A 15094-nucleotide genomic window follows, 5' to 3' on the forward strand; every position below is an offset into this window, starting at 1 on the left:
GATGCGTATCATCGTACTGATCCTGCTTCTGACCCTTCCGGCCCAGATCATGGCGGAGGCCGCCGCCACGCCCGTGAAGCTTATGACCATTGCCCCGCAGGAGACACCCATCGTGCGGACATTCTATGGTCGGGTGACGGCGCGCAGTACGGTCGAGCTAGCCTTCCAGGCCGGCGGACTGCTTGCCGATCTGCCAGCGACCGAGGGCACCCTTGTCCCTGCCGGCGAAGTTCTGGCGCGGCTGGACCTTGAACCTTTCGAGCGCGAACTCGATCGCTCCAGAGCGCAATACGAACTGGCCCGCTCCGACCTTGCACGACAAGAGAAGCTGGGCCCCACGATCATTCCGCAGGCGCAGATCGACGTCGCGCGCACCGATGCCGAACTGGCGCGTGTGGCCGTTGCCGCCGCCGAGGCAGCGCTGGAGGACGCAACGCTGATCGCGCCGTTCGACAGCCTGATCGCCCATCGCGAGGCAGAGCGCTATGCGACCGTCTCGGCTGGCCAGACCATCGTGCGCATCCATGATATGAGCGAGCTTCGGGTGACCATCGAAGTGCCGGAACTGGTGATGCGTCAGACCGGAGCGAACCCGCAGGTCGCGGCCGAGGCGCTGTTGGGCGGCGCGGCCGATCCGGTCCCGCTGGTGTTCCGGGAGTTGACCGCAGAGGCGTCCGAGGTCGGGCAGACTTTCCGCCTGACGCTGGCGTTCGACGGCGAGGTGCCGGCACGGCTTCTGCCCGGTGCCTCTGTCTCTGTCAGGCTGACGCTGGCGCGGGCGGGAGCGGATGCCCGCACGCTGGTTCCGGCGACTGCCGTCCGCTTTGCCGCCGACGGAACACCGCAGGTGCTTGTTCTTGAAGCCGGGAACGTTCTGACGGCGCATCCGGTGCGGATCGCCCCCGGCCCGGACGGGCAGTTCGTTCTGCTGGACGGCCCCGAGCCGGGCAGCGAAATCGTGGCTACCGGCGCCTGGCGCCTGTCGGACGGTGATGCCGTGCGGCGCTACGAGGGTCTGCTGGACGCGGAAGGCGGGAAATGAGGATCGCCCGCGCTTCGATCGACAAGGCCCTCCTGACCTGGATCCTGATCGTCTGCCTTCTGGGCGGCGGCCTTTGGGGATATGCCACGGTCGGCCGTCTGGAAGACCCGGCCTTCACCATCAAGCAGGCGGTGGTGACGACATCCTATCCCGGTGCCTCGGCCGAGCAGGTGGCCCGCGAGGTCTCGGAACCGCTGGAATCCGCGATCCAGCAGATGGGCGAGGTGGACAAGATCACCTCGTCGAACCGTCCGGGCGTGTCGCGGATTACGGTCGAGCTGGCGTCGACCGTACCGGCAAAGGACATTCCCGCCATCTGGGAAGAATTGCGCAACAAGGTCGAGGCGGCCGCCGCGGGGCTTCCGGACGCGGTGCGCGACCCGCGGGTCGATGACGGCTTCGGTGACGTCTACGGCATCTTCATGGCCGTGACGGCCGAGGGCTTCACCGACCTCGAAGTCCACGAGGTCGCCACCTGGCTGCGGCGCGAGCTGCTTGCGGTCCACGGGGTCGCGGACATCTCGCTTGCGGGCCTGCCGGAGGAGGTTATCACCGTCATCCCCGATATGGGCATCCTGTCCAACCTCGGCGTGTCGCCGGATACCATCATCAATCAGCTTCAAACCGCCACCAGCGTCACCACGGCCGGCTCTGTCAGAGAAGGCGACCTGCGGATCGGCATCGACTTTCCCGAGGGCACCGATGGGCTGCAGGCGCTGTCCGAGCTGACGATCACCGTCGGCGACCGGGTCCTGCGCCTGACCGACATCGCGCAGGTCAACCGCAGCCGAGACGAAGTCCCGCGGCAGCTAATACGGCACAATGGCGTCCCGGCCTTCACCATCGGCATCGCCGGCATCGCGACGCAGAATATCGTCGATATCGGCGACAGGGTGGACGCACGCCTTGCAGAGCTGCGCGCCGATCTGCCCGCCGGGGTCGAACTGTACCCGATATACCAGCAGCACATCGTCGTCGACGAGGCCTCGACCGACTTCCTCGTGAACCTGGCTGCCTCGGTCGCCATTGTGATCGCGGTGCTCGGGCTTTTCATGGGCTGGCGCGCGGCCATCGTGGTTGGGGCTACGCTGCTGCTGACGGTCGTGGGGACGATCTTTTTCATGGCGATCTTCGGCATCGAAATGCAACGGATCAGCCTTGGCGCACTGATCATCGCCATGGGGATGCTGGTCGACAACGCCATCGTCGTGGCCGAGGGCATGCAGCTGAAGATGCTGGCCGGGCGGTCCTCGCGCGATGCGGCCGACGATGCCGCCAATCGTGTGCAGATTCCGTTGCTGGGCGCGACGGTGATCGCGATCATGGCCTTCTCGGGCATAGGCTTGTCGCAGGACAGTACGGGCGAATTCATGTTTTCGCTCTTCGCCGTCATCCTGATCTCGCTGACCCTGTCCTGGCTTCTGGCGCTGACCGTGACCCCGTTGCTGGCGCATTACGTCTTCAAGCGGGACCAGCGCGCCGATGAAAGCTACGACGGCCTCGTCTTCCGGGCCTTTGCCTTGGTGCTGCGGGGCGCGATCCGGCTGCGCTGGCTGGTGGTCGTTGCGCTGGTGGGTACCACGGCGGCCTGCTTCTGGGGCTTCACCAAGGTTGAGAACCAGCTGTTTCCGGTCTCGGACACGCCACTGCTTTACGCGCATTACAAGCTGCGCCAGGGCAGCGATATCCACAGCGTCAGCGCCGACTTGAGGCAATTGGAAGACTGGCTGATGGCGCGCGACGAGGTGCAATCGGTCGACGCCTTCGTCGGCGCCGGTGCGACCCGTTTCATGCTGACCTATTCGTCGGAAGAATCGACGGCGTCCTACGGGCACCTGATCATCCGCGCCGCCGATCTGGAAGACATGCCCGACCTGCGGCGCGCCCTGGAATCTTTCGCGTCCGAGGAACTGCAGCAGGGCGAATTCCGCACTCAGCAGCTTGCCTTCGGTCGCAACAGCGGCGCGCCGATCGAGATCCGGATCTCTGGCCGCGACCCGGTCGAGCTGCGCCGGATCGCTGAACAGATGGAAGAGATCCTGCGCGGTGCAGGGGAGGCGCTGCATACCATCCGCACCGACTGGCGCGACCTTGAGCCGACCTACGTGCCCCACTATGCCGCTGACCGTGCCGGGATCGCCGGTCTGACGCGCGCGGACGTGGCTACGGCCATCCAGATGGAAACCACAGGCCGCACCGTCGCCCAGTACCGTCAGGGTGACCGCCTTATCCCCGTGGTCCTGCGGTCGCGCGCGGATGGAGAGCCGACCGAGGTCATGGATACGCTCGTCTGGTCCTCGCTGGCATCGGAATACGTGCCGGTTGCCGAGATGCTGGACGGCATCGAGGTGGAGCCCCGCAGCACGCTGATCAAGCGGCTGAACCGGGTACCCACGCTGACGATCCAGGCGGACATCCCGCAGGACATTACGGCCAGCACCGCGCTGGCGCTGATCAAGGACGAGATCGAGGCGCTTGACCTGCCCGCCGGCTACAGCATGGCGTGGGGCGGCGAGTTCGAAAGCAGCGGCAACGCGGTCGGCGGGCTGGGAGCGAAGCTGCCGATGACCTTCCTGGCGATGATCCTAATTTCGGTCCTTCTGTTCGGTGCGCTGCGGCAGCCGCTGATCATCTGGCTTCTGGTGCCGATGGCTGTGAATGGCGCGGTAATCGGGCTGCTGGGCACTGGCCTTCCCTTCAGCTTTACGGCGCTTCTGGGGCTTCTGTCGCTGTCGGGCATGCTGATCAAGAACGGCATCGTGCTGATCGAGGAAATCGACCTGACCCGCGCTGCAGGCGTGCCTTTCGACCGGGCGGTCGTCGAGGCCTCTTCCTCGCGTCTTCGCCCGGTCTTCCTCGCGGCGGCGACGACGATCCTCGGCATGGCGCCGCTTCTGGGCGACAGCTTCTTCGAGTCGATGGCGGTCACGATCATGGGTGGCCTGGCCTTCGCCACGTTGCTGACGATGATCGCCGCGCCGGTGCTTTATGTGATCTTCTTTCGCCGCTCGGCAGAAAAGGACGCCCGCGCAGCCGTGACGGACTGAGTGTGGCGCGGCCTAGGGGCGGAGGGATCGCTATCCCGCCACCACGACTACCCTGCGCAACAGGCGCAGGAAATCTGCAGGTTCGCCCGGGGTCAGGGTTCGCTAGACGGAGGTGTCAAGGCGAAGGAGCTTAAGCGGGGCAGTTGTGAATTTCATCTGCTCGACGGTGGCGGGACGTCAGCAGGGCCATGCGAGAGTCTGCGGCACGGTTCTCGTAACATGACAAGGCTCCTGAGGGCGTCCTGCTGTTTTGAATTGCCTTAGGCTGCACATCCAGCGCCGATTACGATCAAGCCAACGTCTATAGCCTGCCTCAAAAGCGCGAATGACGAGATTTCGTTTTCCGCAGCCATTTTGCGCCGGCACGGAAGTGGCCGTGTCCGCGGCAACGCGCAGAAAAGTGCGCCGGAAAATCTATTCCGTTTTAGAATAGAGTCGGCAAAAATCCGTATTGGACAGAACACCTTTCCACTGCGAACGTCAGGCAATGCCGGTCTGACAACAGGGGACAATCCATGAAATTCACTGCCAGTTTCACGCTGTTTGCCACCGCCGCGATCCTGCTTTCGGGGCAGGTTCTCGCCGAGGGGTTCGACACATCGGGTATAGAGGTTAACCCGGAGCTCGCCGCGCGCGTGCCCGAGCGTATCCGCGAAGCCGGCGTGCTTGTCGGCGGATCTGACAACGCCTATGCGCCCTGGGAGTATCTGGCCGGGCCCGACGGTCAGACGCCGGAGGGCATCGACATCGACATCGGCGATGCCATTACCGCCAAGTGGGGGCTGACCTATGAAAGCCAGACCTCGCCGTTCGATGCCATTCTTCCCGCACTCGGCAGCAAGTTCGACATTGGGCTGAACGCCTTCTCGATCTCGCAGGAGCGGATGGAGGTGGTGGATTTCGTCAGCTACTTCAGATCCACGAGCCTCTGGGCGGTCAAGGCTGGCAATCCGACGGAGTTCGACCCAGCTGATCTCTGTGGCCGTCTGATCGCCGTGGCGACGGGGAGCTGGGACGAAACCCAGCTCATCAAGATCTCCGACCAATGCGTGGCCGACGGGGAAGAGGCAATCACCATGCTGCCCTTCGGACTTCAGCCCGAGGCGTTGACACGGGTGGCTGCCGGCGGCGCGGATGCGACGGTTGGCGGCGACAGCACAATCGCACTCGCCATCAAACAGTCGAACGGGATGCTCGAAGGGCTGCCGGGAGCCGGCATTTTCGGCCAGACCGGCCTGAACGGCATCGCCGTGGCCAAGTCCGATCCCGAACTGACCCAGCTCATCGCCGATACGCTGAACGAGCTGATCGAAGAAGGTACCTACGGCGACCTGATGGAAGCCTGGGGCTTGTCCTTGTCCATCGAAACCGCAGAGATCAATCCGCACGTCGACCATTGACCTACGGAACCGATCTCTTGCCCAGCGACCAGACAGAAGTGGGGCGCCCCGAAGAGGGCGCCTCCGTTGCCCTCAACGTTGTCGTCCCCCGGAAACATCCGTGGCGCTGGGTAGCGGTGGTGATCCTCGCCATGGTCACGATTTCGGCCGCCCAGGCGGTGGCCCACAACGAAAACTTCCGGTGGGAGGTCTACTGGGAGTGGCTCTTTTCCCGCCAGGTCCTGCGCGGCGTGATGTGGACACTGATCCTGACCGTGGTGGCAATGCTACTGGCCGCTGTCATAGCCATTGCGCTCGTGATCATGCGCGAGAGCGACAACCCGATCTTGAAGGGTCTCGCCTGGGTCTGGGTCTGGTTTTTTCGTGGCACGCCCGCCTACACGCAGCTTCTGTTCTGGGGCCTGTTTGCTGTGCTGTTCCCGGTGCTGTCATTTTCCAATCCGTTCGGACCGGACATCATCTCGATCGAAACCAAGTATATCGTCACCCCGTTGACCGCCGCCATCTTCGGTCTTGGTTTCAACGAGAGCGCCTACCTGGCCGAGATCTTTCGCGCCGGATTCCGCGCCATCGACAAGGGGCAGACAGAAGCGGCAGAAGCCATCGGCATGTCCCGCGGCAAGATCTGGTGGCGCATCCTGATGCCGCAAGCGATGCGGATTATCGTGCCGCCCACGGGAAACGAGACCATCGGCATGCTCAAGCTGACCTCTCTGGTGCTGGCCATTCCCTTTACGCTAGACCTGATGTTCGTCACCAACTCCATTGCCAACCGGCTGTTTCTTCCGGTGCCGATGCTGATGGTCGCGGCGACGTGGTACCTCGCCGTAACCTCGGTCCTCATGATGGGCCAGGCCTGGCTTGAGCGTCACTTCGGCAAGGGGGTCTGAGATGGAGACCGCTGCCGTCCGCCTGCAAGGGGTTCACAAGTTCTTCGGGTTCGTCCACGCGCTTCGCGAAGTCGATCTGACCATCACCCGCGGCGAGGTCTGCGTTGCGATCGGGCCCTCCGGCTCGGGCAAATCGACGCTCCTTCGCTGCATCAACCAGTTGGAGACCATCTCCGCCGGCCGGGTATTCCTTGGCGGTGAGTTGCAGGGTTACCGAGAGATCGACGGGCGATTTCATGTGCTCCACCCTCGGAAAATCGCGGCGCAGCGTCGGCGGACGGGCATGGTGTTCCAGCGTTTCAATCTTTTCCCGCACATGACGGCCCTGCAGAACGTCGTGGAAGGACCGGTGCAGGTGAAGGGACTGCGCCGCATGGAGGCAAACGCAAAGGCGCAGGCGCTGCTCGACCGGGTGGGCCTGCACGGCCTCGGCGGGCGCTATCCAAGCCAGCTTTCGGGCGGTCAGCAACAGCGTGTTGCCATTGCCAGGGCGCTGGCGATGGAACCGGAAGTCATGCTCTTCGACGAGCCGACCTCGGCGCTCGATCCCGAGCTGGTCGGAGAGGTGCTGGACGTCATCAAGGACCTCGTCGCCTCTGGCATGACGATGATGCTCGTCACCCATGAAATCGCCTTTGCCCGCGAGGTGGCGGACCACCTGATCTTCATGGATCAGGGGGCCGTCGTGGAGGCGGGCAAACCGCGCGAGGTGCTGGCGAACCCGCAGAACCCGCGAACCCAAGCTTTCCTGTCGAAGGTGCTATAGATGACGTCCGATCTTCTGACCCGCGTGACCGAATGGCGACACCACCTGCACGCCCATCCCGAACTGTCGAGCCACGAGGCCGAGACCGGGGCGTTCATTTCGGCCCGGCTGACCGAGATGGGGATCGAGCACGAGACGGGCATCGGCGGGCATGGCGTTGTCGCGCGGCTGCACCGGCCAGGCTCTAACCGTTCGGTCGGGCTGCGCGCCGATATCGACGCCCTGCCGATCCAGGAGACCAACAGCTTCGCCCATGCCTCCACCAATCCCGGTGTGATGCATGCCTGCGGGCATGACGGGCATACCGCGGCGCTGCTGGGCATCGCGGAGGCGCTGTCGAGGGACGAGGACTGGAGCGGGACGATCCACCTGATCTTTCAGCCCGCCGAGGAGAATGGCGAGGGCGCCAAGGCGATGATCGCGGACAGGCTGTTCGAGCGGTTTCCCTGCGAGCGGGTTTTCGCATGGCACAACTGGCCGGGGCTGGAGCTGGGCAAGATCGGTGTCTACGACCGGCCCGCGATGGCGGTCGGCGGCGAATGGACAGTGGTTCTGCGCGGCGAAGCCGGCCATGCGGCCATGCCGCACGACACCCGCGACCCGGTCACGGCGGCAGCGCACCTGATCGTTGCTCTGAACTCGGTGGTTTCGCGCAACGTCGATCCGATGGAGACGGTGGCCCTTACCTGCTCGACGATCCATGGCGGCACCGCCTCGAACCAGATTCCCGGCGAAGTGACGATCAAGGGGACACTGCGCACTTTCAACCCCGAACTGCGCAAGGCTGTGATCGCGCGGATGAGCGCAATCATCGAGGGCACTGCGGCGGCGATGGGGGTGGAAGCGATCTACGATATCACGACCGCGGGCAAGGTCATGGCCGACACACCGGAGGAGTCGGCGCTATCGGTGAAGGCGGCGGAGGCGGCAGGGCTGAAGACGACGCGCGACATCCGGCCTGTCATGGGTGGCGACGATTTCGCCTTCATGGTCGATCAGGGCCGCGGCGGCTCCTATGTCATGATTGGCAACGGCCCGGTCGGGCCGGACGGCAAGCTCCACGAGTCGGGGTATGACTTTAACGACGCGGTGCTAGGGCCGGCGATCTCTTTCATGACCACAGTCGCGCGCATGGCGCTGAAGGACTAGGCCATGTCAGAGCGCGTGCGTCAGGTCTTCGATGAACTCCATCACCAGCGCCGAGGCCGGCCGGTTCGGCGGGAGTATCAGCAATGTGCGAAAGTGGATGACCGGCTCGAACGGGCGAAGGCAGAGGCCGCGGCCTTCGTAAGGTTCGGCTGTCAGCGGGTCGACGAGGCCGATCCCCAATCCGGCGGCAACCATTGCGCAGATCGTTGTCGAGTAAGGCGTCTCAAGGATCGTACGGGCCGTCACACCAGCCTCGGCGAAGGCACGCTCTGCCTCGCGCCGGGCGGTATCTTCGGGCGAGAGAGCGATGAAGGGTTCGCCAGCCAGATCGCCCGGCCGGATCACCTTGCGCGCTTCAAGGGGATGCCCCTCGGGCAGCGCGACGACGACACGCTGGCGCACGAATTCGCGCACGTCGAGCCCGGTCTTGTCGATTTCGTCGGCGGCGAGGCCCAGGTCGAATTGGCCGGAGGCGACCAGGTCGCGGACCACCGAGGACATCCGGGTCTGAAAGGTAATGGCAACCTTTGGATTGCGGTCAAGGAACACCCTCAGCGCACGCGGCACGACATTGGTAGACAGTGCGGAAAGGCAGGCGATGCGCAATTCGCCAGAACCGTAATCACGGATGCGCGCGGCAGCGCCACGCAGATGGGCGATGCCGACGATGGTCTGTTCTACCTCGCGGAAAAAGAGCTGCCCCTCCGCGGTCGGCTGCAGGCGCCCCTTAACGCGGTTGAACAGGGAAAAGCCGATCGAATGTTCGAGAAGCTGGATCGTCTTGCTGACGGCAGGCTGGGAGACATGCAGCACCTCGGCAGCTCGCGAGGTTGTGCCGGTGGTCATGACGGCTCTGAAGACTTCGATCTGATGAAGGTTCATATCCGTCTCATAACATTCCGGAATGAGTTGGGTACAGTGCTGAAGAGAATGGAATAATCATGGACGACCTGACCACCTGTGTTCTCACGCCGCGTGTCTCGACCGAGGGTTACGATCCGCTCGGCGTCGGTGTTCATCGCGCGTCGACCATAGTGTTCGAAGATGCGGCCACTTACGCCGCTCGGGGCAAGCGCGGTCCGGACGGGTATTCGTACGGCCTTTACGGTTCGCCGACGACGCGCACATTGGAAGCCAAGCTATCGGCGTTGGAGGGCGCGGCGCGAACCTTCCTGTTGCCTTCCGGTCAGGCGGCCAATGCTGTGGCGCTGCTCGCCTTTCTGACGGCGGGCGATCATCTGCTGCTGGCCGACACGGTCTACCCGCCCGTCCGTGACATGGCCCTGAGTGACCTTTTGCGAATGGGCGTGGCTGTCGAATTCTTCGACCCGGTGTCGCTGGAGGATCTGGAGAGCAAGATGACGCCGCAGACCCGGGTGGTCTGGGTCGAAAGCCCCGGCTCGACGACGATGGAGGTGATGGACCTGCCACGCGCCGCCGCCATCGCACATGCCGGCGGCGCGCTGCTTGGCGTCGACAACACCTGGGCGACACCGCTCAATTTGAAACCGATCGCCCTTGGGGCCGACATCGTCACCGAGGGGCTGACAAAATATGTCTCCGGCCATTCAGACGTACTTATGGGATCGCTTTCGTTGCGCGATACGGGTGCGGCCGAAGCGGTACGGGCGCTGATGGGACGGATGGGGATTGGCGTCTCGTCCGACGATGCCGCGCTGGTGCTGCGCGGGTCGGAGACGCTTGGTGTGCGGCTGCGCCATTCGGGCCGCGTTGCGCTTGAATTCGCGCGGCGGCTGCAAGGCCGTCCGCAGTTGGCGCGAGTTCTGCATCCGGCGTTGGAAGAAGATCCGGGCCATGCACTGTTCTCACGCGATTTCCTTGGCACGAGTGGCGTTTTCAGCGTGGTCTTCCAGCCGGATGTGGCTGCGCGGCTTCCAGCCGCGCTCGACGCGCTCGAGTTGTTTGCCATCGGTGCTTCCTGGGGCGGCACGCGCAGTCTTGTCGCGCCAATGCCGGTCTCGGATTACCGTAGCGCGACCGTGTGGCGAGAGGCAGAGCCAGTGCTGCGCCTGTCGGTTGGTCTTGAAGCGGAAGACGAGCTTTGGGCCGACGTGGAGAGGTTCCTTGCCGCACTTGAGAACGCGACGCGACGGGAAGCGGCGCGTTGACGCACAGCCTTGCCGAGTGGTCCCGGCTGATTGCGCGGCGCGAGGTTTCGCCTGTTGACCTGGCTGCGCATTGTCTGGAGAGAATTGCCGCTTTCGACGGGAGCTTGCACGCCTTCATGACTGTACAGCCCGAGACAGTGCTGGCCGAGGCGTGGGAAGCGGAAGCAGAGATTGCCACCGGCGGGCCACGCGGACCACTGCATGGCATCCCCATCGGCATCAAGGACCTCATCGACGTGGCCGGCCTGCCGACAATAGCGCAGGCCGAACATCGGCGGGATCATGTCGCGACGGTGGATGCGGGCGTGGTTGCGGCGCTGCGCAGGGCAGGCGCGGTCATCCTCGGCAAGCAAGCGACCTCGGAATATGCCGTCGGGGGTACCCGGACGGACGGCCCGTGGCCTTCGCCTCGTAATCCGTGGGATCTGTCCCGCGACGCCTGTTCTTCTTCCAGCGGCTCTGCCGTTGCCGTGGCCGCCGGGCTTTGCCCTGGGTCCGTCGGTACCGAGACCGCCGGCTCAATCCGCGCCCCAGCCGCCTGGTGCGGCGTTGCCGGATTGAAGCCGACTGACGGGCTGGTGAGTGCCTCCGGCGTGCTGCCCCTTTCGCGGACGATGGATTGCCTTGGCCCGCTGGCCTGGACTGTGGAAGACTGCGCGCTGATGCTGACCGCCATGGCCGACCTGCCGGCAATCGACCTCGGCGGCGGCATCGGAGGGATCCGCATCGGCGTCGTTCGCGACTTCTACGAGGGGCATCCGGACCTGGACCCAGAGACCGGCGCGGCGATGGAGAACGCGATCTCGCTGCTGCAGGGTCGCGGTGGGCAGTTGTCGACCATCCGACTTGACGCCTTCGCCACCTACTCGGACACGGCCAAGGCAATCACATGGCCCGAGGAATATGCCGAGCACGGTGCGGAGTTGCGCACATTTCCGGATCGCTTCGGCAAGGTCGCCCGGGCGCGGCTAGAGGATGGCAAGAAACAGCTCGCGCATATCTACATTGCCGCACTGCGTCGGCGCGAAGTGCTGAAGGCTGACCTTGCAGAGCGAATGGCAAAGGTGGATCTGCTGATCCTTCCGACGATGCTCAAACCCGCCCAGCCGCGGGGCTATGAGTTCTTGCCGGGCGTCACCGACCTTTCCCTGAACCGGCCCTTCAACCTGACGGGCAATCCGGCGCTGTCGCTGAACGGCGGCTTTTTGGCTTCGGGACTGCCGATTGGGCTTCAACTCGTCGGCCGGCATGGAGAGGATGCGCTGGTGCTGCGGGCGGGGCATGTCCTGCAGGCAGCCCTTGGCCTTACCAACCGAAGGCCGCCTATCGCCGAATGACGTGTGTTCTCAGGCTGCGCGGGTCCAGAGCACAGGGAACCAGTCTTCCCGTAGCCGATCGCCCGTGGTCATGCCATGGCCGGGAAACGGCGGCGAGGTGCGGCCGGGCCGCTCGACATAGCGCGCATCGTCGCCCACCAGACGCAGCGAGAAGGCCCGGCGGCGGTCGGTACTCTCGTTGCCGCGCGCGCCGTGCAGGATGTAGTAGTTGAAGGCCACCGCATCGCCAGGTTCCATCTGCCACTCGCGGATCGGCATTCCTTCGGCGTCGGGGTCCGGGACCGGCATATAGACATCGCTGTCTGCATAGAAATTTTCTTCAGACAGCCAGCGCGTCGGCAGAACCGCTTTCTTCCACAGATGCGAGCCGGCGACACAACGCAGCGACGCCTCACGCACGGGGTCGAGCGGCGACCAGAAACTGACGGTCTGCCGGCCCTCGACGAAGTAATACGGTCCGTCCTGGTGCCACGGCGTCGGCTTGGACGTGCCGGGTTCCTTGACGAGCACATGGTCGTGGAAGAGCTGCGCGCTGGCCGATTGCATCAGGTCTGCAGCCACCTCGGCGGCGGGCGAATTGCGGATGACCTCCTCGAACTCGGCGATGCGCTGCCAGTTGCAATAATCGTCGAAGAAGCGGCCGGCGTCGCCTTCCTTGAGGTTCTCTGCGGCGTAGGGTCCGGGCTCCGTCATGTTGACCTCGACGCCGCGGCGCAACGTCTCAACATGGTCCTTGAACAGGCCCCGGATCAGGACGACGCCTTCGCTCTGGAAGGCTTTGATCTGGTCCTCGGTAACAAGCGGGTGCGGCATCGGTGTCTCCTGTATTTCGCTTGCACCCTGTGGCACCCGATAATTAGTTTCCAATAATATCTTTCTTAATAGGTCATAAACAAATGCTGCATGTTACCCTGCGCCAGCTTGAATATGTGGTCGCCGTTGGCCGCGCTGGGAGCCTGTCGACCGCCGCCGACGAACTGAATGTCTCGCAGCCGGCGCTTTCGGTGGCCATCACGCGGGTCGAGTCCCGCATCGGTGAAGCGATTTTCGTCCGGCGCAAGGGCGTTGCCGTCACGCCCACCGCTTTTGGGCGCCTGTTTCTGGCCGAAGCCGAGGCGCTGCTGGTAGACGCGGCGCTGCTTGAGCGGCCCGGCGGCCTGTCCCAAGCCCGGCAGACGCGCGTGACACTCGGCATTCTGGACGAATTGGCCCCGCGCTGGCTGGCGCCGATCCTGGGAGAGCTTCACCGGACCTGCCCAGAGACAGATATCGGTACGCGGACCGGATCCTTCGAAATGCTGACCGAAGCGATGCGTTCGGGCCGGATCGACCTCGCTCTTACCTATGACCTAGGCCTCGACGCGAGCTTCGAGCGTGTGCAACTGGCCGCTGCTTCGCCCTGGATCTGGGTCATGCCGGACGATCCGCTCGCCGGACGGGATGACGTGGCCCTGTCCGATATCGCAGACCGGCCGCTGATCCTGTCAGACCAGACACTGTCGATCCAGCACATGCTGGGCCTGTTCCGCCGCATTGGCGTGAACCCCGCTGTGCGGCACCGGGCGTCGTCCATCGGTTTGCTGATCAGCCTGGCCGCCAACGGCGAGGGAACGGGTCTGAGCTATACCGACCCGGCCGGCGATGTGAGTGACGACGGCAGGCCCGTCGCGCGCGCAAAGGTTTCGGACGGGTTTGCCGTGGAGCCGGTCGTTCTGGCCCACGAGACGCGGCAGCCGCTTCCGTTGACCGCCATTCGCGACGCCATCGTGCGATACGCCCGCTTTGGCGAACGCAATCACTCGGGTGTCAGATCGCGGTCACGACCCGCAGCTGGAAAAGGATAGTCCCATCCGTCGTGCGGGCGCCGGAACGGCGACCAGACAGCCGCCGTTCCAAGTTTATCATGAGAGGGCACGTTTAACGCCCGGAACGAGGCGGAAAAGCGTCGCGTCCAGGATGAGTACAAACACGATGGCGAGCCCGGCCATCGGGAACAGGATGCTGAGTGCCACGACCAGCACCGCGGCCCCCTTCCAAAATGGCAGTCCTTGCGGCTTCGGCGGCGCGGCGAGACGCGCGGCGGCATTCGGCCGCCGCTTCCACCACATCACCAGTCCGGAGAGGGCCACCGCGATCACCGACAGACAGAACAAGGTGTTCAGGACCAGGTTCCAGATCCCCATATCGCCTTCGTGGAAGGCGATGCCCCAGGCCATCGCCTTGGCATAGGCCGAGTAATCGGAATACTGAACGTCCGCCAGCACGTTGCCGCTGTACCTGTCGATGTGCAGCGTTCGGTCCGCGGCCGGGTTGGGACCGTCATTCGACATGCTGTCGTGGCTGATGGTCCAGACTCCGGTCTCGTCCGCAGGAAGGTTGATCTGGAAGCGTCCACTGAAGCCGATGCCGCGTGCAAATGCAGTGACATTGTCGATGGTCACTTCGCCGTCGATCGCGCCAACCCCCGCGAGCGATCCGGATTCCGGCAGCGGCGTCTGCTCCAGGCCCCAGGGAACTTCCTTCGCTACGCCATGGTTCATGTCGGCATGGCTCGCGTCGGACAGAGGCGCGCCCCACTTGTCCGCCGGAAAAGTATTCCAGGCCTGAACCATCTTTTCACCCCAGATCCCAGCCCAGCTGAGTCCCGATACCAGGAAGACGAGAAGAATCAGCGAGATCCACAGCCCGAGCACGCCGTGGATCGATTTCCAGAATGCACGGCCCCTTGCCGACAGCTGTGGCACAAGCGTGCGGCGCCAGCCGGTGCCATTTCGTGGCCAGTGCAGGTAGAGCCCGGTCGCTACCATCACGATCGCAAGGCTGGCCGCGATCTCGATCAGCCTGTCTCCGAAGCTGCCCAGGAGGAGCGTGCCGTGGATGTCGGTCAGGAAATCGTACCAGCCCGCCCGCCAGGCAAAGGTCTTTACCACATCGCCCGTGTAGGGATCGATGGCGACTCCGGTCGTGCCGGCCTCGTCGGCCACGGCGAAGACCGCGACTCGGTCCGCGGCAAGCGGTTCGACATATTGGGTGGCATGGGTGCCTGGCATCGCGGCCTCGGCAGCGGTCTGCAGCCTACTCACCGCAAGTGTTTCACCCTGCGGCGAGATCGCCGTGCGTTCGGCGCCGATCCCGGCTGCCCAGGAGATCCACAGCATCGCCAGGCCGGTAACGGCCAGCAAGCAGAGGAAGGGGATCACATAAAGCCCGGCATAGAAGTGCCATCGCCAGGCAATGAAATAGAACTTGTTGGCGGCATGAGCCGCCGCCGGAGCCGAAGCTCCGTGGGTCGCATCAGACATGATGTCCTCTCGTGTCTCTGAATTTTCGGAAG

12 protein-coding genes are annotated in these 15094 nt (G+C 64.3%); 9 read left to right on the forward strand and 3 right to left on the reverse strand.

The genetic code is table 11. The features are described from left to right. The first annotated feature begins 1 nt into the window (after window position 1). The 6 genes from HCO70_RS07255 to HCO70_RS07280 all read left to right on the forward strand — a co-directional run bounded on the left by HCO70_RS07255 (window position 2) and on the right by HCO70_RS07280 (window position 8294). The gene (locus HCO70_RS07255; RefSeq protein ID WP_216665290.1) at window positions 2-1042 is read left to right on the forward strand and encodes an efflux RND transporter periplasmic adaptor subunit; all 1041 of its coding nucleotides are present in this window, start codon (window positions 2-4) and stop codon (window positions 1040-1042) included. Then, window positions 1039-4089 (forward strand): efflux RND transporter permease subunit, encoded by a 3051-nt coding sequence (locus tag HCO70_RS07260; protein ID WP_172294457.1) that lies wholly within the window; start codon window positions 1039-1041, stop codon window positions 4087-4089. Before HCO70_RS07255 ends, HCO70_RS07260 begins: the two co-directional genes overlap by 4 nt. A gap of 515 nt (window positions 4090-4604) precedes the next feature. Beyond that, window positions 4605-5489 carry an ABC transporter substrate-binding protein gene (locus tag HCO70_RS07265; protein WP_172294459.1) on the forward strand — a complete coding sequence of 295 codons (885 nt, stop codon included), beginning with the start codon at window positions 4605-4607 and terminating at the stop codon, window positions 5487-5489. Then, window positions 5486-6379 carry an amino acid ABC transporter permease gene (locus tag HCO70_RS07270; protein ID WP_216665291.1) on the forward strand — a complete coding sequence of 298 codons (894 nt, stop codon included), beginning with the start codon at window positions 5486-5488 and terminating at the stop codon, window positions 6377-6379. The genes HCO70_RS07265 and HCO70_RS07270 overlap by 4 nt, the downstream gene beginning before the upstream one ends. Window position 6380: 1 nt before the next feature. Then, on the forward strand, window positions 6381-7145 hold the full coding sequence (locus tag HCO70_RS07275) for an amino acid ABC transporter ATP-binding protein (protein ID WP_172294461.1): 765 nt from the start codon (window positions 6381-6383) through the stop codon (window positions 7143-7145). Continuing rightward, window positions 7146-8294: an amidohydrolase gene (locus tag HCO70_RS07280; protein WP_172294463.1), complete on the forward strand. Its 1149-nt coding sequence runs from the start codon at window positions 7146-7148 to the stop codon at window positions 8292-8294. 6 nt (window positions 8295-8300) lie between these two features. Here the strand turns inward: HCO70_RS07280 and HCO70_RS07285 are convergent, their stop codons facing one another. Further along, window positions 8301-9176, reverse strand: coding sequence for a LysR substrate-binding domain-containing protein (locus HCO70_RS07285; protein WP_172294465.1), 876 nt, complete (start codon window positions 9174-9176; stop codon window positions 8301-8303). Window positions 9177-9235: 59 nt separating this feature from the next. Here HCO70_RS07285 and HCO70_RS07290 point away from each other — a divergent pair, with 59 nt between their 5' ends. Together HCO70_RS07290 and HCO70_RS07295 are read left to right on the forward strand one after the other, a co-directional pair. Then, window positions 9236-10423 carry a PLP-dependent aspartate aminotransferase family protein gene (locus HCO70_RS07290; RefSeq protein WP_172294467.1) on the forward strand — a complete coding sequence of 396 codons (1188 nt, stop codon included), beginning with the start codon at window positions 9236-9238 and terminating at the stop codon, window positions 10421-10423. Next, entirely contained in the window at window positions 10420-11760 is a 1341-nt protein-coding gene (locus HCO70_RS07295) for an amidase (RefSeq protein ID WP_172294469.1), read from the forward strand. Before HCO70_RS07290 ends, HCO70_RS07295 begins: the two co-directional genes overlap by 4 nt. Window positions 11761-11769: 9 nt before the next feature. On the opposite strand, the gene HCO70_RS07300 is transcribed toward HCO70_RS07295, so the two are convergent. Continuing rightward, on the reverse strand, window positions 11770-12573 hold the full coding sequence (locus tag HCO70_RS07300) for a phytanoyl-CoA dioxygenase family protein (RefSeq protein ID WP_172294471.1): 804 nt from the start codon (window positions 12571-12573) through the stop codon (window positions 11770-11772). A gap of 83 nt (window positions 12574-12656) precedes the next feature. Here HCO70_RS07300 and HCO70_RS07305 point away from each other — a divergent pair, with 83 nt between their 5' ends. Continuing rightward, window positions 12657-13604: a LysR family transcriptional regulator gene (locus HCO70_RS07305; protein WP_172294473.1), complete on the forward strand. Its 948-nt coding sequence runs from the start codon at window positions 12657-12659 to the stop codon at window positions 13602-13604. A 57-nt stretch (window positions 13605-13661) separates the two neighbouring features. Here the strand turns inward: HCO70_RS07305 and HCO70_RS07310 are convergent, their stop codons facing one another. Next, window positions 13662-15062 (reverse strand): PepSY domain-containing protein, encoded by a 1401-nt coding sequence (locus HCO70_RS07310; RefSeq protein WP_172294475.1) that lies wholly within the window; start codon window positions 15060-15062, stop codon window positions 13662-13664. Window positions 15063-15094: the final 32 nt, after the last annotated feature.

Origin of the sequence: Pseudoruegeria sp. HB172150 (assembly GCF_013184805.1) — a bacterium.
In the GTDB taxonomy this organism is placed as follows: domain Bacteria; phylum Pseudomonadota; class Alphaproteobacteria; order Rhodobacterales; family Rhodobacteraceae; genus Psychromarinibacter.

Coding starts and splice junctions, on each gene's coding strand:
- HCO70_RS07305 (WP_172294473.1), top strand. CDS start 12,657: ATGCTGCATGTTACCCTGCGCCAGCTTGAATATGTGGTCGCCGTTGGC.
- HCO70_RS07300 (WP_172294471.1), bottom strand. CDS start 12,573: ATGCCGCACCCGCTTGTTACCGAGGACCAGATCAAAGCCTTCCAGAGC.
- HCO70_RS07255 (WP_216665290.1), top strand. CDS start 2: ATGCGTATCATCGTACTGATCCTGCTTCTGACCCTTCCGGCCCAGATC.
- HCO70_RS07265 (WP_172294459.1), top strand. CDS start 4,605: ATGAAATTCACTGCCAGTTTCACGCTGTTTGCCACCGCCGCGATCCTG.
- HCO70_RS07260 (WP_172294457.1), top strand. CDS start 1,039: ATGAGGATCGCCCGCGCTTCGATCGACAAGGCCCTCCTGACCTGGATC.
- HCO70_RS07280 (WP_172294463.1), top strand. CDS start 7,146: ATGACGTCCGATCTTCTGACCCGCGTGACCGAATGGCGACACCACCTG.
- HCO70_RS07285 (WP_172294465.1), bottom strand. CDS start 9,176: ATGAACCTTCATCAGATCGAAGTCTTCAGAGCCGTCATGACCACCGGC.
- HCO70_RS07310 (WP_172294475.1), bottom strand. CDS start 15,062: ATGTCTGATGCGACCCACGGAGCTTCGGCTCCGGCGGCGGCTCATGCC.
- HCO70_RS07275 (WP_172294461.1), top strand. CDS start 6,381: ATGGAGACCGCTGCCGTCCGCCTGCAAGGGGTTCACAAGTTCTTCGGG.
- HCO70_RS07290 (WP_172294467.1), top strand. CDS start 9,236: ATGGACGACCTGACCACCTGTGTTCTCACGCCGCGTGTCTCGACCGAG.